The following is a 19,556-nucleotide window of genomic DNA, read 5'->3' as shown; positions in this document are numbered from 1 at the left end:
TCTGGTGATAAGCTAGGGCCTGCTTAAGTTAAAGCCGCGCCTTAGTGCCCGCGCTTATCTGTGGCCATATCCGCCTTAATCTGCTGCACATGGAACCTGGCCATCTCACTGATATGTTTAACGCAGTACTGCACCGCTGCATCCAGTTCCTGCGCCAGGCGCGGGCCGGCTTCCAGTTCTTTATAAGTCGGCGCTGCCTGGGGGTCATTTAAACTGGTGTTAAACGCACATACCTCTTCGGCAACCACCGTTTTTTTATCGACATTAATCAAACGCGCCAAGGCCGAATACTGAACTGAATAGTGCTTCCAGTTAGACGGCAAATACGCTGCAGACCAGCTTAAAGTGCGTACATCCAACACAAAGTCGTAGTCGTCATACGCCTTAACAACATGATCCAATTTTTTTGAGCTTATTTTTTTGCCACTGCCTTGCTCAATGCTTGCGCCGTAGCGTGTTTCAAGCTGTTGGCCAAGCAGCTGGGCGATATCAAAGGCCGGGTCGCCAACCTCTGCGCGCTTGATCATCTTGTTGCCACTGGTAATGGCACCGGCAATATCAAGCATGCCCGAGCGCAGATTCGCCGCCGTTTTAATTGGGAAGTCGGGCAGCTCATTATATTGCGAATAAGTAACCGTCTTACCGGCTAACAAACCGCCCTCGTCATCCGTCAACTCATCCACGCGAGTTGTTGTGCAAGCCGGCAATAACAGCAAGGCTGACAATACAACAGGTAAACGGGCAAATAACAACATGCTCAAACTCCGATCACTAATAAACGCGGCGCTAGCTTACAGGCACAAAGTTGAAATTGTACTACAAGCCGGATGCACTCAATAGTGAGCCAGCTCAATGCTCGCGCAAATTCAAGGCGAGAATTCCAGGCGCAGATACCAGTTGCAGAGCCAGGCTTGGCTGCCGCCCTAGGGCCTGTTAACACGAATTAAGCGGCCGCTAAACCGAGCCATCGATCAAAAACCAGGCAAAGCCCAGCGCAAGGTATGCACTAAAAGCACATTTAGCCAAATGTTCGCCGATAATTATCCCGGCGTGCTGGCCCATGTTAAAGTCGCGCGAAAATAAATAGTCGCACCGGAAATAAAAATAATAGTCAGGAGTAAGTATTGAAAACCCTTGTATTTCCCCTAGCAGTACCCCGTATTTTATCTGCCTTTTTTGCCACATTTACAAAAACCTTCTTTAGCACCTTTTTAGCCACCTTTTTAGCCGCTGTTACTGCGCTGTTGTCGTCGCTGGCGCTTAGCCAGGCAGATAGCGACATACCAATCCGGGCATTTTCCGAGCGCCCTTCAATCACATCGTTAAGCCTTTCACCCAATGGCAAACAACTTGCGTTTTACCAGTATGTTGGCGATACCACGTATTTGCGTACAACCAACTTAGAAAGCGGCGAGACCAAGGATGTCTTAGTTAGCGACAACCGCAAGTTTAAAATGCGCAGCTATCACTGGGCCAATAATGAAGTGATGCTGGTAAGCATTGCCTACCCCAGTGAGCGCATGGGCTGGGCCAGGGCCGAAGTTAGCGAGACCGAACTTATTCGTGTAAGTATCAACAACAACGAAGATTTTCGCCCGGTATTTGTACCGGGTAAAAAAGACTTTCGCCCCCAGCTTCGCGATCGCATCGTCTCTACCCTGCCGGAAAAACCCAACCATATTCTGATGCAGCTGGATTTAAAAACACCGGGCTTGCCCGCTGTGTATGAAATTAACCTAAATAAAAAGCGCGCCAAGAAAAAAGCCCAGCGCACGATGAGCAATGTGCGGCGTTGGATGGCCGACAGGCAGGGCCGGGTTAGGCTCGGCATCGCACAGTCTGCACACAAAGGCGAGCGCGACCGGGAAATTTCGATTCAGGTGCTGAACCTTGAAAACAATGATTGGTTCACCCTGTGGAGCTACAAACAGTTTGAGCAGCCCCCGATTACACCGCTCGGTTTTGCTGCCGACCCAAATGTGCTGTATTACAAGGCCGATCACAACGGCTATGCCGCGATTTTCAAAATCGATATTCGCGCTGAAAACAAACAAGGTGAGCTTGTTTTTGCCGCAGAAGATAACGACGTTGCCGGTGCTTTAATTTATTCCCCGCTTAGCAACGATGCTATTGGCACCCATCACGGCGACGGCAACGGCTGGACCTACTGGGATGAAAACTACAACCGCCTGCAAGCGATGATAGACAAAGCCCTGCCCGAGCGTTTTAACGTGATGGAAAGTTTCAGCGACGATGAAACACGCCTCATTGTTAGCTCGCAAAAATCGGGCATGCCCAAACACTTTTACCTGGTTGACAGAAAAGCCGGCAAGGTTGAGCAGCTCGGTTCACAATACCCCTTATTAGATGACAGCAAACTAAGTGGTAAAAGCAAAGTGCAGTATCGGGCCCGCGACGGGCTTGAGATTGAAGCCTATATCAGCCTGCCCCACGGCGGCGTTAAAAAAGGTGGGCCGGCTATTGTCTTCCCCCACGGCGGGCCGATGGCAAGAACCTGGGGCGGCTTTGATTGGTGGGCGGAGTTTCTCGCCAGCCGGGGTTATACCGTTATTCAACCGAATTTTCGCGGCTCCACCGGTTACGGTTTTGACTTTAGCCAGCAGGCGATTAAAAACTGGGGCGGCAGCATGCAAAGCGACCTGGCGGACGCCGCAGCATGGCTGACTGAAAGCTATCAAGTAGACCCAAAACGTATTTGCATTGTGGGCGCAAGTTATGGCGGCTATGCTGCGATGCTTGCCGCATCACAACAAAAAGAGCACTTTAGTTGCGCCGTCAGTTATGCCGGCCTATCGGATTTAGTCGCCAACCGCACACGCATGAATAACACTATGCAAAAAAATATTTACGCGGCCATGGTCGGTAAAAGCAATAAAGAGCTGAAGCAGGCTTCACCACTTAGTTATGCGGCAGATGTCGCCATGCCGGTTTTATTATTTCACGGCCAGCACGATACCGTTGTTCCGGTTGTGCAGAGCCGAAGTTTTGCAACTGCGCTTGAGAAAAATAATAAAGAGCTGCGCTATCTGGAGTTTGAAGAAGAAAGCCACTACTTAGATAAAGGCTCGACTCGCCAAGTATTGCTACAAGAAATTGAACAGTTTTTAGAAAAGCATATTGGCCAAGCGCATTCGAGTTAATAGCCCGATAAAACTGAAACTAGCAGCCACATATGAACTTGATACAAGCAACCAAGACGCGGCGTAAATCCATCCCTGGAGCCTCAACAGCAGCTCCCTGCTGCTGATGGTCTTGGTTGCTTATATCAAGTTCATTCCATAAACATCGCAGCCGCTTTATTTATTGGAAAAAACTGAAGCGAGCAGTCAAATATAAATTGAATACAAATAACCAAGACGCGGCGTGGATCCATCCCTGGAGCCGGGGCAGCAGCTCCCTGCTGCTGATGATCTTGGTTGCTTAAATCAAGTTCATTCTATAAACATCGCAGCCGCTTTATTTATTGAAAAAAACTGAAGCGAGTAGTCAAATGTAAACGGCATACAAGCAGCCAAGACGCGGCGTAGTTCCTTCCCTGGCGCCTCACAGCAGCTGAGGGTCTTGGTTGCTTATATCACGTTCACGGCGGAACGATTACAGCCGCTTTATTTATTGCGCGGTAAAGGTGAAGCTATCTAAGAAAAAGTGCCACTTTAAATTTGAGCCTGTAGCTTCGATACGCACGGTGTGCTCGCCGGCGCTTAAGTTCAAGCCGGAAACAATTGGGAAGTCGACAAACACATTCAGGTTGTTTGCGTAAATCGGTACTTCGGCAACCGCCACACCATCAATATAAACCTTGGCGTTTGAATCGCTCTGCTCGTTGCTCGACGCGGTAAATTTCAGGCTGTATTGACCATCCGCCGGAATATCTACGCTGTAGTCGGCCCAACCGCCGGTAAGGATATGATCGGCAAAGGTAATGGTGCCGCCCCACCACGAACGCGTGGTAAAACCATCTTGCGTACCGCCGGTTGCAAAAAAGTCTTCACCTTCAACCAGCACAGGTGCACCCGGTGCCGGGCTTGGCGATGGGCTTGGGCTCGGTGACGGGCTTGGGCTCGGTGACGGGCTTGGGCTCGGTGACGGGCTTGGGCTCGGCGATGGGCTTGGGCTCGGCGATGGGCTTGGGCTCGGTGACGGGCTTGGGCTTGGCGACGGGCTTACTTCCGGAGAAGGACTCGGCGATGGGCTAACACTTGGTGATGGGCTCACTTCAGGTGACGGACTAACAATTGGTGATGGGCTCGGACTCGGTATTGCATTCGGGTCAACCCTAACAAACGTAAAGTCGTTGCCGTTCCACTGCCAGGCAGCGCTGCCGGCACTTTCAACACGCACGGTGTAGCTACCAGCGCTAAGCTCTATCAGCTCGTCCATGCTGAATACCTGATAACTTTCCCAGCCATCGGTCGCTGCAACCTCAACATTGCCAACAAACTGGCCGTCGATGCTGATATCTGCGCCTGTGCCTTCGCTTACCGTGGTGGCGGTGGTGATATCAAAACGATAAAAACCGTCGCGCTCAATCACAACTTGGTAATCGGCGTAATCGCCAACGGTATTAAAGTTGATATTGCCGTAAGCCGGGTTAAAACCAACAACACTGTCGCCTTCAATGGCTTCACCGTTTTTGCCGGTTTGCAGAAAATCGCCCATCTCTGTGGTCACCGCGTAATACGGCCCCAAACCATTGGCATCAACAGGTTTGTAGGCGCGGAACCAATCAACGTGATAGCGGTTGCGCTCGGGGTCTTGCAGCTGTTCATCGGTTGGCGGCACTGTGCCCTGCTCTTCGCGCCACTCCTGATATTCAACATTAATCATCAGCTCCATAGGCTGATTCAAACCCTGGCCACCGGTATAACCAACCGGGTCGATAATATCGACACCGTGCACAGTGCGCACGTGCTCGCCGTCGATGTAGTATTCCAGGGTCCACGGGTCGCGCCAGTAAATACCGTAGGTGTGATAATCCTCGCGCCAACGCGTGCCGGCTTCATCGGCATGCCAGCTGCCAAAATCGAGCGGCTGATAATCCTGAAACGGCTCGCGAATAAATACGTGGTGGCTGATATGCACACGCTCATCAAACCAAACTTCGTTTGGATCATCGCTGCCGTAAAGTTCGGCGATATCAATTTCCTGAGTTGAATCTGCGCTCAACAGCCAAAAGCCATTGGTCAAATTCATATTCATGCCTTTGATACGCGCTTCAAGATAAACCGGAAATTGAAAACTCTGCTGCGAGTGAATAATACCGGCGTGGTAACGATCAGTCGTGCCGGGCTTGCGTGTCGCTTCAATGCGCAACATGCCGCCGGTTACACTGGAATTTGGCGCGTAATACTCCGTTGGCCCGGGCCCCAACCAACCGTTGATAAAACCTTCATCCCAGCGCTGATAAAACAGATCGCTCTTGCCCACGGCCGGCGCTTCGTAATTAAAGTCATCCGACATAGGGTGCAGCTGCCAGCTATAACCCTCACCGGGGTCAGCCGGCACCTCGTGAAATGTATCCCAATCTGCAGCAACGGCAAACGCAGACCACGCTGCCAGTGATCCCAAAAAAATTCGTTTCATACTTCACCTTCAATGGTTGTGTCCTTCTTAAGCCCCCAAACTAGCGGGCGCATCGCAATACTGCTCGTTATATTTGCGACCGAAGCATTATGCACAATTCTGATAACACTAGGTGTTGATATAGCAAACTTTCTGACGTCTTTTTCCTCACCCCGCCATGAAAATTAAGCTCTTGGAAACAAACATTTCGCACTGTGACCAAATCGTAATTACAGCTCAATGTATACAGCGCGGCGCCCAGAATGGCCTTAAAACTGCTTAGCAAAGCGGCGATAAAGCAAAGGCAAATCACCTTGCACCGGCTACACAAAAATCGCGTAGAAAAACACAAATCGTTAATACCGGCCTAAATATACAAAGCTAAGTAATAAATATTCGGTTTTATCAAGCCGATAAATCGGTAGCGTAAAAATAAATTATGCATACATAAGCAAATCAAAAAAAGCGCTAAGCTGCTGATGCTTATGGATTTTTTTAGGTGCTGGAGGTAGAGTTGGGAAGTTAAAGAAAAAACACTTCTATTTATTCACGGTTATCATCTTGAGATAAGTATGATCGAGTATGTTGGTGGTTTGACGCGAAAAACACAGATTCAGAGATACATGGACCTCAGTAAGTACATGGATATTCTTGAGAACCAGCAATTATTTTTCTGCAACATGAATCATTTTGAAGACAAGCTGGAGGGGGCAAGCACTCCTCTTAATGAATTTTTCTCAAGTGGTGGAGCTTCAGAACTGAGCAACCTCGTAAACAACTCTCTTGTCTCTTCATTCGGCAAAAACCTAAACCCACCAGACGTTATTGAAGCTGCCCAGAAAAGATCTGAAAAACATGATAAGGATAAAAAAAACCAAAACATAAAGACAGTTTTTGGCAACATTGGGACAAACAAAGAGCGAACCTATAGAGATATTCTTCGAGCCCAAAAGAATTGGCTTGATGTGAGTTGCTGGCATCTTCCAGAAAGCTCACGGGACAATATGGCGATGTGGAAAATATACGGAAAAAGTCAACAATCCATTTGCATTACTACAACTTTTGGGAAAATGCTAGACGCATTAAATATTCCTGATGATATAGCAGTTACTGTTGTTAGGGTTGATTATATAGACTATGAAAATCACTATTTTCAAACTTCTCATCGCCTAAATACATTTTTCCACAAGCATTTGGCATATAAATATGAGAATGAAGCGCGCATTATTGTTTACCCTAGCAACCAAGACCCAATGAAAGAGCGAACGAACAGCCCATTTGGCACAGCTATTAAACTTGTCGGGAATAGTTTTATTGACGATGTTCGAGTGTGCCCTGAAGCACCGGAATGGTTTAGTAAACTAATCTTTAGCTTAAAAGATCGCTATAACATGCGAGCAGAAATAGGAAGGTCGAACTTAGATTCGATTATTAGGAACTACGGAAACTAACAGTTGGATAGTTTCGGGAACGGCTTACTTGACAGAGCTTGAGATAGTTGACCGTAGAGACTAGTGATACAGTTCAAGACCATGACTGGTCTATTAATTTAAACCCAATCAGTCACACAGAATCATTTACAGGGTCGATTAATACCCAAGATAAAAATCATTACAATTAATTAACGCTTAATTCAACACTATCGATGATACCAGAACATAAATTTCACTCATATATAACAACATTAACAGTGTTTTTCATGTACTTTATTATCTCTAAGCTGATGCCAGTTATTATTAGCCATGAAAGCACTAAAACCTACCTCATGCCTCTAGCAAGCCTTTTATCTGCATTTGGTTTATATGGGCTATTTGCAAAGACATTAAATAGCTTCGCCCGAAAATGGCCATGGTTAAAGAGGCATTTATTAGGGCCAAGTTATTTGGCTGGCACTTGGGCAGGAAAGTTCGTAAACACGCAAGGAGAAGAGAAGATCACTGTAGAGTATTTTGAGCAAACCATCTCTTCATTAACTATTCGAGGCGAAGCATTCAATACAGATGGCACAACATATGCCCAATGGACATCAGTCGCAACTTCGATCAATGCTTCCGACGGCATACTCACATATACATACACATGTGATTCACACATAGATTATTCGACTTTTCAGGGCATTGGTGTCTTTAGCTTCGAACGCAAAGCCCCGAACCTACCACCTACCTTCATCAAAGGTTACTCCGCAGATATAACAGACGGCGTAAAAACCGAGAATAGAGAAAAACGTATAGCAGATGAGCTACTTGATTCACATGAGGCCTACGAAATTGCCAAAACAATCATTTAGCATTGGCTTCAAGCCACAGCCATCTCATCGACTAACTTCAGGAACAATTTACTTATCACCAGAACTTTGTTTTTTTGACAATCGACCAAACCATCACCCGAATCCCTCATCTTTATCAGCTGCTGTTCGCGGCGCTAGCATTCCACCACAACTAAGGAAAGTAGCATGAGCAATGAAGTAAACGACAAAGCCATATCAACCCTGATCGGCAAACCCTCTAGAGTTTATACAACAGGAGACAGGCTAACCGAAGACTTTATACCTGATCGCGTCAATATCGAATTGTCGGAATCGGGAAAAATCGTAAAAATATGGATTGGATAAAAGGATTTTACAATGAGTGAATGTAATTTAGCTTTAAACGCAAACGTAAATTTGAAAGAACAGCCCAATGGCTTGTATGTTCATGGTTCAGTTATGGTTTACACCACTGAAACTGAAGTCACAATCGAAGAAGCGGATGCCCCTGGTATTAACCCAAGTATATTGTTACTGAAGTTAACCATAACGCCCAACCCAGGCCCTATGAAAGGCACTCCTCGTCACTTTTCTTTCGAAAAGAAAGGCCCTGACGTAAGCCAATACACACAGGTTCAAGTTGTATCAAACCAAGGCGAAAGCTGCACCGTCAACATATCTGTATTTGGTTAAAGCATAAGGTGAGAATTTTGCGGCGGCTTGCCTACTATCAAAATTTCTAGATATTCAGGCAAGCTGCACCTCAAGTTCCGATTGAATGTAAAAGTTCATACCAGAAAAAACAAGCCGATACCAAAACACAAGACACACCCAACAACTGCCTTTCTTCCACTAAGATGACAATAAATTCGACAACCATGCTAAACAAAATAAAATCACGCTTAAGCACAGCACTTCGCTTCAAAGCGGCCAGCAGCAAAACCGAAAGCAACTCAAAACCCAGTTTAGATAAGCCTATTGAAAACCCATCCCTACTTGCAGCGATGGAGCGTGTGGCCAGAGACGGTTCTGACGAAGCAAAAGATGCACTTCTTTTACAGTTGCAACAGGCCGATTTTCTTGCAGCGATATTTCCTGACGAACTAGAAATCTCAGATGGAAAAAACAACGAGAGCACAATCGAAAAAGGCAGTAGCTTTGGCGTTTTATCGTCGCGCAGTGAAGGTAAACACTTCCTTGTTCTTTTCACAGACTGGAAAGCCCTAGCCGCTTATACGGATAAAAAGGTATCTGGGTGGGTACTTCCCAGTAAACAAGCGTGGGCATTTGCGCTTCAAGGCGAGACTTATGACGGCATTGTAATAAACCCGGCATTCAATGCGCTGCCACTTGAGCGGCCGATGCTGAAATACTTAGCACATCATGCAGAGCCGCAGCCTTAAAATTTTTAAATACTCAGGCAACCCGACCTGCACCATAATTAAAAAACAAAAAAAGACCTTGAATTGATTTGTGATCGGGCCCGTAGATCGCCTGCTAGACTATCTTTAAGCTGAGAATTACACAGAATAATTTACAGAGTAAATTAAAATAATATCTGATTTGTAGAGCTTCAAAGCTGACCCATTGTAAGTCTGAGCTACTACAATTTATAACTTTTAAACTACAACCACCTCTTCAAATACCACCCCCGTATACTCACCAGCAGCAATAGCACAAAAGAGGTTGCTCATAATATTTTCATCGCTATCACGAAGGTCAGTACAAAAGATATTGGTGTAGTTGTCTTCTTCAATTTTAAATACAACCGAAGCGTTCGGAATTTTATTAGCCTTGAAAACCGCTTTAGTTAAGCCAAAACGCATTTCGCCGTTATCAACTTCATATTGGCTTTCCTTAACATCTAGAGCATCTACAAGTTTGTTTAGAACGTTAAAACAGTACCATTGTTGCTCGCCAACCTTAAACGGCAATAACTCTCCAAACTCTTCTAGAATGTGTTGTAACGCTGAAGCGACATCATCTCTGAAGGCAAAAGTATTCATTCCCAACCAAGCTATATCGGGTGTTGCAAGCTTGTCATCATCTTGAAAGTAAGCGCTGAAATGTAGAGGCAGCCTTCCTGCCAGTTCATCACCTTGAAAGCACCAATGCTCAGAGTCATAAACCTTATCTTCTGGAAACATTAGCTTGTAATCTGGGTCAGGGTTTACCGTATAGATCTTCATCTTAGTACTCAAACTCACCGTTCTGTAGGCGTGTAGCAATGGATTCAAGTGCTGCCCTGCATTGCTGTTCTGATCTAGTTTGCCTTAAAAGCCTGGTGACGTTTTAGCTCCTGAGGCTGCAGTTCGTATACATCTACCGTCTGTTCTGTCACGGATATAGTCCTTTATCTATAAATACACCGAGAACTCTAGTGAGCACTTATCAATCACCAAAAAGCCAATAAATCCATTGTAAATAGTTAATGGCATGAGATTAGTGATACAGTTCAAGACTACAATTGATAACCAAGCTCAAAATCCATCAGGATTCGAACAGGACTGCTAAGTAATACTAGCCATAGTGTGTGCAAGCTGAACGTTTAACTATGACCGATTCGATTTATACCCCACCAAAATCTGAACTAGAAGAGCGTCAAAAAGGCACCACAAAAAAACTACGGATAATCGCCCTACTAGCCGTTCTTATTTATCTGATTCCGAAACTTCCGCTGTATACAATTCGATGGATAGACACGCTTGTCGCCGTACGTACGGGCCACGCTCAGCTATCAGATCTATTAACATTTTCAACTACTTTGCCACTATATTTCTGCGCGATTTTGCTGGCATTTGGAATAAAACTAGGCCCCACTCTATTTTGGCGCATCTATGTTATCGCAGCATTAGCGGATGAAGTTTGGTATTCGATCATGTCGCCGCCGTCGATTGAAATCTTTTTTTTGGTGTACCCAATTTACATTATCGCAGCGATCTACGCTTTTAAGGGCCATGAAGCACTGAGAAAGGAAGTAGAAGCGGGTGATTAGTTTGTATTTAAATGCTCTAAGCTTAACGTTTTTTGCTGCTTGCTTAAGCCTAAAACGAAGCCAACCTCTCCAAAGTCCAGAAACACGCCAAACCGCCACAGAGATAGGCGGTGGGCATGCGCCAGAGTGCAGCCGCTTTAGGCAGGCATTTATTCACCAGTGCATATAAGGCCAACAGCGCGGCAACAAAAATTAGCTGGCCCAGTTCTACCCCTAAGTTAAAGCTTAATAAGGCGGTAAATTTTGCGCCAGATGGCAGGCCGATATCGGCTAATACGGATGCAAAACCAAAGCCGTGCAATAAACCAAAACTCGAAGATACCAATACCGGGAAGCGCAAGCTCAGGTTGTTTTTATTATTTACTAAAATCTCTCTTGCCAAAAATACAATGCTCAAAGCAATAACGGCTTCTACCGGCGCAATCGGTAGCTGCACCCACTCAAGGCTAGATAAAATTAAGGTAAGTGAGTGTGCAAGGGTAAAACCTGTTATTGCCCACAATAATTTTTTGATGGATGTGGCAATCATCATCAAACACAACACAAAAAGCAGATGATCCCAGCCTATTAGAATGTGCTCTATGCCGAGCCACAGATAATCTAAGGCGGTTTTTAACCACGAGCTTTGCAAATTATCGCCAAGGCGCAGTGAGCTTTTTTCTGGGCTTAACACGGTATTTAGCAAAATACCGTCGCTATTGGCTACGTGTACAATGACGCCGGCACTAGCGTCGCTCATATCACTTAGTTGTAGGTGTAAACCTGCCAAGCCGGCTTTTCTTTGTAGCTGCCAGCTTTCAATCAGCGCGCCCGACTCTCGCCTTGGCTCGCCCCTTAACACTCCTCTTAATTCGCCCTCTAACTTAGGCCCATGCAAAGGCAAGGCGCCGTGATCAAGCGTTAATGTCAGTGGCATTAGCTGAGACTTAATAAAAGGCCGCTTTAATTGCAGGCTTAAATTTTCACCATCGGCATCGATAAACAGCGCCGCCGGGCGCAGGTCATCGGCGTAACTGCTGGGCGTAAATACAAAAGCTAACATTATCGCTATTATCGCCGCCAACACAGCTTGCCATAGCCTGTTTGAAGTGGTGGGTGTGGTTTGTGTTACTGGGGTTACTAGAGCTACTGGAGTGCTTGGCATGCTAAGCGTGTTTTTCATGCTCAGCCTTACTCAGCCAGTACAAGCGTATATTGCGTAAGCAGCTTTTGATCAAAACTTTGCTTAAGCTCTATTTCGTTTTGTTTGCGCCAAATCTTAACCAGCTCGGGCCTTGCCTGTTCAAAACTTAGCTGGCTTTCAGGGCGATATTCGGTGATGAAAACAAAATGTTTACCCAGAGCTGAATCCAGCGGCAAAGACCAGCTTTGCAAAGGCAAGGCCGATAAACGCTGACTAAACCCCGGGCCAAACTGCTGAACCAGCTGCGCGGCTGTGGCCAAAATAAATTGCTCGGGCAAGGTCGAGCGCTCTGCCTCGGGCGCCAAACCCTGCGCTATACGCGCGCTTTGCTTGGTAAGCAGCTTTGCTAACTCTTTATCGCTGCGCTCAGTTGAAATAAAGCGCTGGGTTAAACTAAAGCGCGCGGGCGTTTTCAACTGATCTTGTTGCTGTTGGTATAACTGTTTTAACTGTTGTTCATCGGGTTCGCGCACGGCCGCCATATCGTCGAGCATGTAGTTCATTTTTTGCAGCAGGCGCCTGTCGATAATTTGATCGCCAATATCAAGCCCCATATTGCGCGCTTCGCGCAAATACATTTGGTTAAGGCCGTAGTGGGCAATGGCTTTATCCAGCTCTTCGGGCAGGGGCTCTCGCTGCCAGCGCTGTACATAGTTGGCTTTAATCGCTTCGATGCGCTCGGCGCTTATATATATACGCGGCTCTGTGCTTTTTGCCTCAAAAGCCCGAATCTCTGAGTTCAGTGCCTCTGAATTCAGCGTCTCGTTATTGTTAATAAGGCCAAAGAGTAGAAAAAATACGGCGGCAATAAATAAGAAGTGTACTAAGGGGTCTTTAATTAGTTTAAGCAGCATACAAATTTAACGATATACAGGGCCTTAAGGCCCTGCATTATAAGTAATAGACAATGGCAATGGCTCGCAGCTTTTATTAACGCGGGCTGTACCAAATAGGGGAAGTGTAAGCGCGCTCCTGGCCAAGCAACTCGGCTTCTTTCGGAATTTTTGCACCTAAACGAACTTTGTCATACAGCACCCAGCGCGGGGTCGGGATTTCGAGAACACGCGCGTAATAAAACGCCGCTTCGTTTTTATCAAAGTCCGGGTCGCTCCACAGTGCCGCAAGCTCTGCATCACCAATGCTATTGCTCCAGCTTGCGGTTTTTTCATCAACCGTATTGCCAACGGCACTAAGCGCCTTGCCATTTTTGATTTCACGCTGATCCGATACAGCAACGTCGTAGACTTTTTCATGCAGCTGGCCATTTTTATCCAGCCAACCTTTAATAATTTGAATGCGGTCTAAGTTTGCCCCTATCGGGTCGCGCTGGGCAAACACCATAAACTTAGGCGCCTGGCCGCGTTTGGCTTTTGTTAAATCGCCGCCCATTGGCACACCCAGCTCATAACCAAATTTTGCAGCTTGCGAACTGTTCAGGTGTTTGTCGCTGTAATCCCAGCCGCCAAAAAAGCGCACCGTCATACGCGGCCCGGTGGTGGCGTAACTCTCTTTTCGCTGCATGGCATCAAACAGCGCTTCGCGTGTATTTTCATGTGCCCAGATAGCTGTATAACCCGAGGCAACCAATTTATAACCTTCAATGCGGCCCATATCGTTGGCGATAAACGAGTGGCTAATACGGTCTTTTTCTGGCTCAACAGAGGTCGACTTGCCAAAGAAGTTATCTTCTGCGGCAGTCGCCAAAGCGGTGTGGCTATCTGTTGCGCCGCCGACACCAAACTTGTAAGGGTTAGTGCCAAGCTGGGCCTCTAACAACAAACCCTGCTTTAAGGCTTCGCGCGCATATTCGCCTTTGAACATCTCGGGCTTTTTAAGCTCACTGATATCCAGGTTGCCGACATCCCAGTTTTCGTAATCGGCAAACTCGTCTTCGGGGGAAAGATAGGGGTGGGTTTCACCATCGCCTTTTATCTGGGTAATCTCGTAGTGCGGCTCCCACTTTGCTCTAAGCTCAACATAGTTTTTATCGACCTTACCGCCGTGATAGGTGCTTTCGGTTGGGAACATCCAGCCGTTGGATAAATTGCCATTATGCGCAAACGCAAAGGCCTTGCCGCCGAGCTTTTCGTAATTTGCCAACCACTGCCACAAAGACATTGGGTCGGTACTGCCAGAGGGTGCTTGCGTTGTTGGCGGCTGCACTTTTTTGGCGATATCGGCACCATCGCGAAGAATCACGTTGCGGTGCAAATTAAAACCCTTGGGCACCGACGTCCATTCAAAACCAATAAAAGCCGTAAACAAACCCGGCTCGTTATTGCGCTCAGCCGAATCGACAATCTCGTGCCAGACACCTTCAAACACTTCAGAGCCTGGGCTGTAGTCTTTTACTAACTGCTCTGGCAGGGTCATTTGCGAGAAGTTCTGAATAAGATCAAAAGCGGCTTCACCGGCGGCTTTGCCACCTTTTTTAAAACCTTCGTGCCACTCTTTACCTTTAGGCACGGCCACAACGTTTGGCGCACCACTTTGGATATCCGTAGCGATGCCCATAAGGTCGGTGTGATCGGTCACGATCAGCCAATCGAGCGGGCGCGAAAGTTTTACCGGCAAACCGCGTGACGAAACCACTTGTTTGCCGCGAGCCAGGGCGTAAGCGTCATCCGGGCCTAAGGTATTGCCAAACAAACCCGCGTCCAAAGACAACCCCGTATGCAGGTGGGAATCGCCCCAATAAACGTTGGTGGCATGTTTGCTGACATAGGGCGAAAAGGTTTTTTCTTCAGCAAAACTCAACGGGGCAGCCAGCATAAAACCGACAAGCATTGGAAAGTAAGCAAAAGCACGCATCGAGTGAATCCTTATCAGAAGATGCCAAAATTATAGCCCCGAGTCTAAAGCCCGGTTCTAAGCATGTAAATGTCTATACAACCTGTCTTTGATATAAGCAGCCGAGCCAAACAATACGCCAAAACAAGCGCACCGGATGAACACCCTACTCTAGCTATTGCCTTTAACTATTATTTTAACTACTGCCTTTAGCTATTACCGTTAGCCAATGCCTTTAACCAATGCCTTCAACAGTGGTGCTGCAGGCCCGCTGATACAGGCTAAAGTTTTAACGCCTGCAGGGCTTTATCCAGCTCGGCATAACTAAAGTTAAAACCCGCCTTTTGCAGTTTGGTTGGCAGTACCTGTTGGCTCTCCAATAACAAACTGCTCGCCTCGCCCATCAGTATTTTTAATAGCGCCGCGGGCATCGGCATCAATGCCGGGCGCTTTAAGCGCTTGGCCAAAGCTTTGCAAAATTCAGCGTTGGGCAGTGACTGCGGCGCGGCCATATTCACCGGCCCACTGAGGGTCGATTCGCACAGTAGAAAATGCATCGCTCGCACCATATCGTGAATGTGAATCCACGACATAAACTGCTTGCCCGATGCAATCGGGCCACCCAGGCCAAGCTTAAACGGCAACAGCATCTTTTTTAAGGCGCCACCGTTTTCGGCGAGCACAACCGCGGTGCGCAGGCAGACAACACGGCAACTGGCCTGCGCGTTTAAAGCCGCCGCCTCCCAGTCGCGGCACAGCTCGTGGGCAAAGTCTGCCTGAATCTGGCCGTAGTTTTCATCGACTGCGCTGTTAAGGCCCGAGCCGTAATAACCAATGGCCGAGCCACTTAAAAAAACCAGCGGCGCTTTATCACTGCGCTGCATCAGTTCTACAATTTTTTCTGTTGTGTGCAGGCGGCTGTGCCTGAGTTTGTTTTTTTGTTTTTGAGTCCAGCGCTTATCGGCAATCGGCTCGCCAGCTAAGTTGATAACCGCATCAAAGTCGTTCAGGTTGGCAAGCTGATCGAGCGAATGAATATAAGCAAGCGTTTCGCTCGAGCGCAGCGCTGTATTGCGGGTATAAATACAGTAGTGGTAGTCGGGGTAAGCCGCGATAAAGTGCCGGGCGATCAGGCCCGTGCCACCGGTGATTAAAATACGCATGCTATGCTCGTTATCTGTATGCTCATTCACAGTACCCTCATTCACGGTACTCGCTGCAACAGCGCTCTTGCTGACTCGACTCTCACTATAGTAGGTAGCTAACTAAACCCAAGCTGAGGCCACTTAGGGCATTGTTGTACTAGGGCCGTTGATACCAAAAGTATACGCAGGCCCGCAACATTGTTCACTTAAGTGAACTGTGTTGTACGCAGGCCCGGGCTATTTGGTTGATCTATTTGCCAAATGCTGCCCGCTAACATTTAATAGCAACTTTAAACGATAACAATAAACACGGCTTGGCTGCCAAGCCATTAACCACCAGCTATTCACCATTAACGGTTAGCAAGGAAAGCCCCATGCCCAACGCAGTGTATCTTGTGCGCGCCGCGCTGTTTTTACTGTTTTGCAGTGTCAGTGTCTGCGCTGAAGAAAAGTTCGATTTAAGCCGCTACAGTGACGAGGATCTCGACAAGCTCGCGCTCAGTCGCGACGGCAAACTCAGCGCCTCTTCCATGCGTGCGCTTGAGCGCGGTTACCACCTCAATGCCGACTGGTTTGGCCTTTTTAGCATGGGCCCACTCAAAGGTGACTTTGCCTACGATGCCAAGATCTGGCGCCGCGACCCGTCGCGGGTATTATTGGTCGATGGCCTGTATTACACCTGGTACACACGCTCAACCGGTAAGGTCTACGGTTTTAATTCCGGCAAAGTTGAAAACAAGGTCTTCCCGTGGGACAAAGCCGAAATCTGGTACGCCACATCCAAAGATGGCTGGACCTGGAAAGAAGAAGGCCTGGCCGTTGGCCGCGGCCCGGCCGGCGCCTTTGACGATCGCTCCGTGTTCACCCCCGAGGTGATGCAGCACGAGGGCAAGTTTTATCTTGTTTATCAAGCCATCAAAGCGCCGTACCTGTTGCGCACTAAAAACTCCGTAGCGATGGCCATCGCCGATAACGCGCGCGGCCCCTGGCGCAAGCTCGAGCAGCCAATTTTGCTGCCAGCGGATAACGGCATATGGCAAGGCACTGAAGACGACCACTACAAAGCAATTAAACAAGGTGATTTTGACAGCCACAAAGTGCACGACCCCACATTAATGTTCTACAAAGATAAGTTTTATTTGTATTACAAAGGTGAGCGCATGGGTGAGCGCCTGACAGCCGGCGGCCGCGAAATTCGCTGGGGTGTTGCCATTGCCGATAAAGCCGAAGGGCCCTATGTGAAATCGGAATACAACCCCATTACCCAAAGTGGCCACGAACTGTTGATTTGGCCCTACCAGGGCGGCATGGCCATGATATCCACCCAGGATGGCCCCGAGCGCTTAACCATGCAGTGGTCGCCAGACGGCATAAACTTTGAAATTAAAGCGTATCTCGATGCCAAGATCCCCCACGCGATTGGCCTGGTCGAATCCTTAGAGCGCGAAAGTGCACCGGGCGCGGCGCTAAGCTGGGGCCTGTACCATCAGTATGTGCCAATAGAAGGCAAAGCCTGGTATCAGTGGGGCAACTACATCGGCCGCTTTAGTTTTGATCACCACGACGGCGCCAAATAACAAGCGCGCTTTACACGGCCTAGTACTAAATTCACGGAGCGAATACCGCTTCGTGAATTTATAAAACTGCGGTTTGTGTTGCTTTTAACCCGTTACTTTTCAGCCCGTTACTTTTCAGCCGGTTGTTTTACTGTCTGTTGATTGGCAGCCTGGTGCTCGGCAAGTGCGGTAAAGGCGTTTTGCAAAATCCACATAAGTGCCGAAGTCGACACACCAACCATTAAAATACCGTTTAAGGCTTCAAGCGGGCCGAGTAATTTCCAGGTATCCGACATAACAAAATCGCCGTAACCGAGCGTGGCAAAGTTAACCAGGGAGTGATAAAAAGCCTCAGAGAAGCTGCTAAATTCACCCAATAACATAAATACCAGCGCCCACAGTGCGGCTTGTAATAAATTGCCAAACACTAAAATCAGCATCACCGACGAGATAATCAACAGCCGCGAGCTGCGCCGAACCGTGCAAAAGGCCTGGCGCTGACGGCCGTAATACTGCAGAGCATAAACCAGCAGGCGCACCTGAAACACCAGGCACAGCGCCATTACCGGTACACCTATAAGTAAATTTATTAACATCTTTTTTGCTTCTTATTTTAATTGCTTGTTTTTAGTTGCTTGTTTTTAGTTGCTTGCGTTAATGCAGAGCCACACCAGCTTTTACAGGTATTTAAGCAAGGCGTTATCGCTGTGGCGCGCCTTAAACCCGCGGTACCACAGGCAAAAGGGGTAGAGTAAAAGCAACAAAGCGAGGGTAATCCAATAGCTTGTACCCAAGTCGGTAAAGTCTTTTAAACCCAAATAATTGCCGCTGCCAACCAGCAATAAACGGTGCACAAGATAATACATCATCGCTGTCTGGCCAAAGACAAGTAACACGCCGTTGGGGCGCACGCCGATTATTTTTTCAAGGTTCATCATCATCGCCAGGATAATCGACATCAGGCCGAGCTCTAATAACATAAAGCTCAATGATGGCGGGTACTTGCTAACGTGCAACCAGTGCTGCCAGCTCATATCGTCTCGCAGTAAAAACATATTGCCGTAACCGTTGACGTAGCGCACAAGCGCAAACGCCGCCAGCGCAATAAAGCCAAGCAGATATAACAGCTGCGCCGGACTGAGCCTGGTTTTACCGGCATTAAAATCCAGAATAAAACGGCCAAATACCCAGCCGAGCAACATCACCGCCAGCCACGGCAACAGCGCGTAGCTAATGCTCAGGTTATCGGAGGAATATTTGCTAAACAGCAGCGCCGCGCCAATCGACTCGGCGCCCTGCCCCGGCGGCCAAAACAAGGCCGTCAGCGCTTCACCGGCCAGCATCCAGCCCAGGGCAATAACAATCAGTGCCGGAGTGCTCAGACGGCGAAAAAAGGCCATGCACATCATCGCCACTCCGATGGCGTAGAGCACCTGCACCGTCCACTTACCGGCCACCAGCGATACCAGGGTTAAATCCAGTGCGGCAATAAATAAACCGCGCAAAAGAATGTCTTTGTCGATCAGCGCCGGGCTCACGCCTTTTTGTAATTTGCGCTCAACACTAATAGCCAGTGCCGTGCCGGCCAGAAATACAAAGGTCGGCGCGCACAGATGAGTGATCCAACGCGAAAAAAACGCAAACTCTGGCAGTGCCGTGCCGGGCTCATACGAGGCGGCCGAATCCGTGCTTAAATGGCCAACATCGTAGACCATCGATACATGGTCCAGCACCATTAAGATCATCACAAAACCGCGCATCCAGTCGATTGCGGCAATGCGTTTGCTCTGGGCCTTGGTGTTGGTGCTCATACACGTTCCTTTTTGTTTGTGCTTTAACTGCTCGCGCCTTAACTGCTTGTGCCTTAATTTTTCTTGCGCCGGTCTTGTGCCTGCTTTCAAGCCTCCGGCTGCACAGCTCTTTAGCAAAGAGCGCCTTGCAGCTCTTAGCTAAAATTGCAATAAATCACGCAAGCTCAAGTAAAACGCATCATACAGCAGCTTGTCATAAAACATTCATCTGTGAGCACTCAACAAACGCGGGCCCGGCTGTAAGAATC

At 47.8% G+C, this 19,556-nt stretch carries 17 protein-coding genes; 8 read left to right on the top strand and 9 right to left on the bottom strand.

Annotated features, from left to right (window positions below; all coding sequences use genetic code 11):
* Positions 1–41 precede the first annotated feature (41 nt).
* Positions 42–755, bottom strand: coding sequence for a hypothetical protein (locus CFK45_RS09415; protein ID WP_096086202.1), 714 nt, complete (start codon positions 753–755; stop codon positions 42–44).
* 369 nt (positions 756–1,124) lie between these two features.
* Here CFK45_RS09415 and CFK45_RS09410 point away from each other — a divergent pair, with 369 nt between their 5' ends.
* Positions 1,125–3,161, top strand: a complete 2,037-nt coding sequence (locus CFK45_RS09410) for an alpha/beta hydrolase family protein (RefSeq protein ID WP_096086201.1) — start codon at positions 1,125–1,127, stop codon at positions 3,159–3,161.
* 469 nt (positions 3,162–3,630) lie between these two features.
* Here the strand turns inward: CFK45_RS09410 and CFK45_RS18460 are convergent, their stop codons facing one another.
* Positions 3,631–5,604 carry a carbohydrate-binding protein gene (locus CFK45_RS18460; protein WP_096086200.1) on the bottom strand — a complete coding sequence of 658 codons (1,974 nt, stop codon included), beginning with the start codon at positions 5,602–5,604 and terminating at the stop codon, positions 3,631–3,633.
* 551 nt (positions 5,605–6,155) lie between these two features.
* Between CFK45_RS18460 and CFK45_RS09400 the strand changes: the two genes are divergently transcribed.
* From CFK45_RS09400 to CFK45_RS09380, 5 genes are all read left to right on the top strand, one after another.
* Positions 6,156–7,034 carry a DUF2971 domain-containing protein gene (locus tag CFK45_RS09400; protein ID WP_096086199.1) on the top strand — a complete coding sequence of 293 codons (879 nt, stop codon included), beginning with the start codon at positions 6,156–6,158 and terminating at the stop codon, positions 7,032–7,034.
* A gap of 248 nt (positions 7,035–7,282) precedes the next feature.
* Entirely contained in the window at positions 7,283–7,870 is a 588-nt protein-coding gene (locus tag CFK45_RS09395) for a hypothetical protein (protein ID WP_143247541.1), read from the top strand.
* 165 nt (positions 7,871–8,035) lie between these two features.
* Entirely contained in the window at positions 8,036–8,194 is a 159-nt protein-coding gene (locus tag CFK45_RS09390; RefSeq protein ID WP_096086197.1) for an I78 family peptidase inhibitor, read from the top strand.
* A gap of 12 nt (positions 8,195–8,206) precedes the next feature.
* Positions 8,207–8,521 (top strand): hypothetical protein, encoded by a 315-nt coding sequence (locus tag CFK45_RS09385; RefSeq protein ID WP_096086196.1) that lies wholly within the window; start codon positions 8,207–8,209, stop codon positions 8,519–8,521.
* Between the two features lie 185 nt (positions 8,522–8,706).
* Positions 8,707–9,231 (top strand): SseB family protein, encoded by a 525-nt coding sequence (locus CFK45_RS09380; protein WP_158224657.1) that lies wholly within the window; start codon positions 8,707–8,709, stop codon positions 9,229–9,231.
* Positions 9,232–9,447: 216 nt separating this feature from the next.
* Here CFK45_RS09380 and CFK45_RS09375 read toward each other — a convergent pair whose 3' ends face one another.
* The gene (locus CFK45_RS09375) at positions 9,448–10,017 is read right to left on the bottom strand and encodes a hypothetical protein (protein ID WP_096086194.1); all 570 of its coding nucleotides are present in this window, start codon (positions 10,015–10,017) and stop codon (positions 9,448–9,450) included.
* 344 nt (positions 10,018–10,361) lie between these two features.
* Between CFK45_RS09375 and CFK45_RS09370 the strand changes: the two genes are divergently transcribed.
* The gene (locus CFK45_RS09370; protein ID WP_204378443.1) at positions 10,362–10,823 is read left to right on the top strand and encodes a hypothetical protein; all 462 of its coding nucleotides are present in this window, start codon (positions 10,362–10,364) and stop codon (positions 10,821–10,823) included.
* A gap of 49 nt (positions 10,824–10,872) precedes the next feature.
* On the opposite strand, the gene CFK45_RS09365 is transcribed toward CFK45_RS09370, so the two are convergent.
* The 4 genes from CFK45_RS09365 to CFK45_RS09350 form a co-directional block, all read right to left on the bottom strand.
* Positions 10,873–11,865, bottom strand: coding sequence for a HupE/UreJ family protein (locus CFK45_RS09365; RefSeq protein WP_096086192.1), 993 nt, complete (start codon positions 11,863–11,865; stop codon positions 10,873–10,875).
* 128 nt (positions 11,866–11,993) lie between these two features.
* Positions 11,994–12,860, bottom strand: a complete 867-nt coding sequence (locus tag CFK45_RS09360) for a peptidyl-prolyl cis-trans isomerase (protein WP_096086191.1) — start codon at positions 12,858–12,860, stop codon at positions 11,994–11,996.
* A gap of 76 nt (positions 12,861–12,936) precedes the next feature.
* Positions 12,937–14,817, bottom strand: a complete 1,881-nt coding sequence (locus CFK45_RS09355) for a DUF3604 domain-containing protein (protein ID WP_096086190.1) — start codon at positions 14,815–14,817, stop codon at positions 12,937–12,939.
* 260 nt (positions 14,818–15,077) lie between these two features.
* A complete protein-coding gene (locus tag CFK45_RS09350; RefSeq protein WP_096086355.1) occupies positions 15,078–15,959 on the bottom strand; it encodes a TIGR01777 family oxidoreductase in 882 nt (293 codons plus the stop codon).
* A gap of 356 nt (positions 15,960–16,315) precedes the next feature.
* Here CFK45_RS09350 and CFK45_RS09345 point away from each other — a divergent pair, with 356 nt between their 5' ends.
* Positions 16,316–17,518 (top strand): glycoside hydrolase family 117 protein, encoded by a 1,203-nt coding sequence (locus tag CFK45_RS09345; RefSeq protein ID WP_143247540.1) that lies wholly within the window; start codon positions 16,316–16,318, stop codon positions 17,516–17,518.
* Positions 17,519–17,625: 107 nt separating this feature from the next.
* On the opposite strand, the gene CFK45_RS09340 is transcribed toward CFK45_RS09345, so the two are convergent.
* A complete protein-coding gene (locus CFK45_RS09340; protein ID WP_096086189.1) occupies positions 17,626–18,093 on the bottom strand; it encodes a potassium channel family protein in 468 nt (155 codons plus the stop codon).
* An 81-nt stretch (positions 18,094–18,174) separates the two neighbouring features.
* Complete coding sequence (locus tag CFK45_RS09335; protein ID WP_096086353.1) at positions 18,175–19,308, bottom strand: acetyltransferase domain-containing protein; 1,134 nt, start codon at positions 19,306–19,308, stop codon at positions 18,175–18,177.
* Positions 19,309–19,556 lie beyond the last annotated feature (248 nt).

The organism is Agaribacterium haliotis (genome assembly GCF_002312815.1).
In the GTDB taxonomy this organism is placed as follows: domain Bacteria; phylum Pseudomonadota; class Gammaproteobacteria; order Pseudomonadales; family Cellvibrionaceae; genus Agaribacterium; species Agaribacterium haliotis.
The sequence above is the reverse complement of the archived record's forward strand: the minus strand, read 5'-3'. Positions and strand labels throughout refer to the sequence as shown.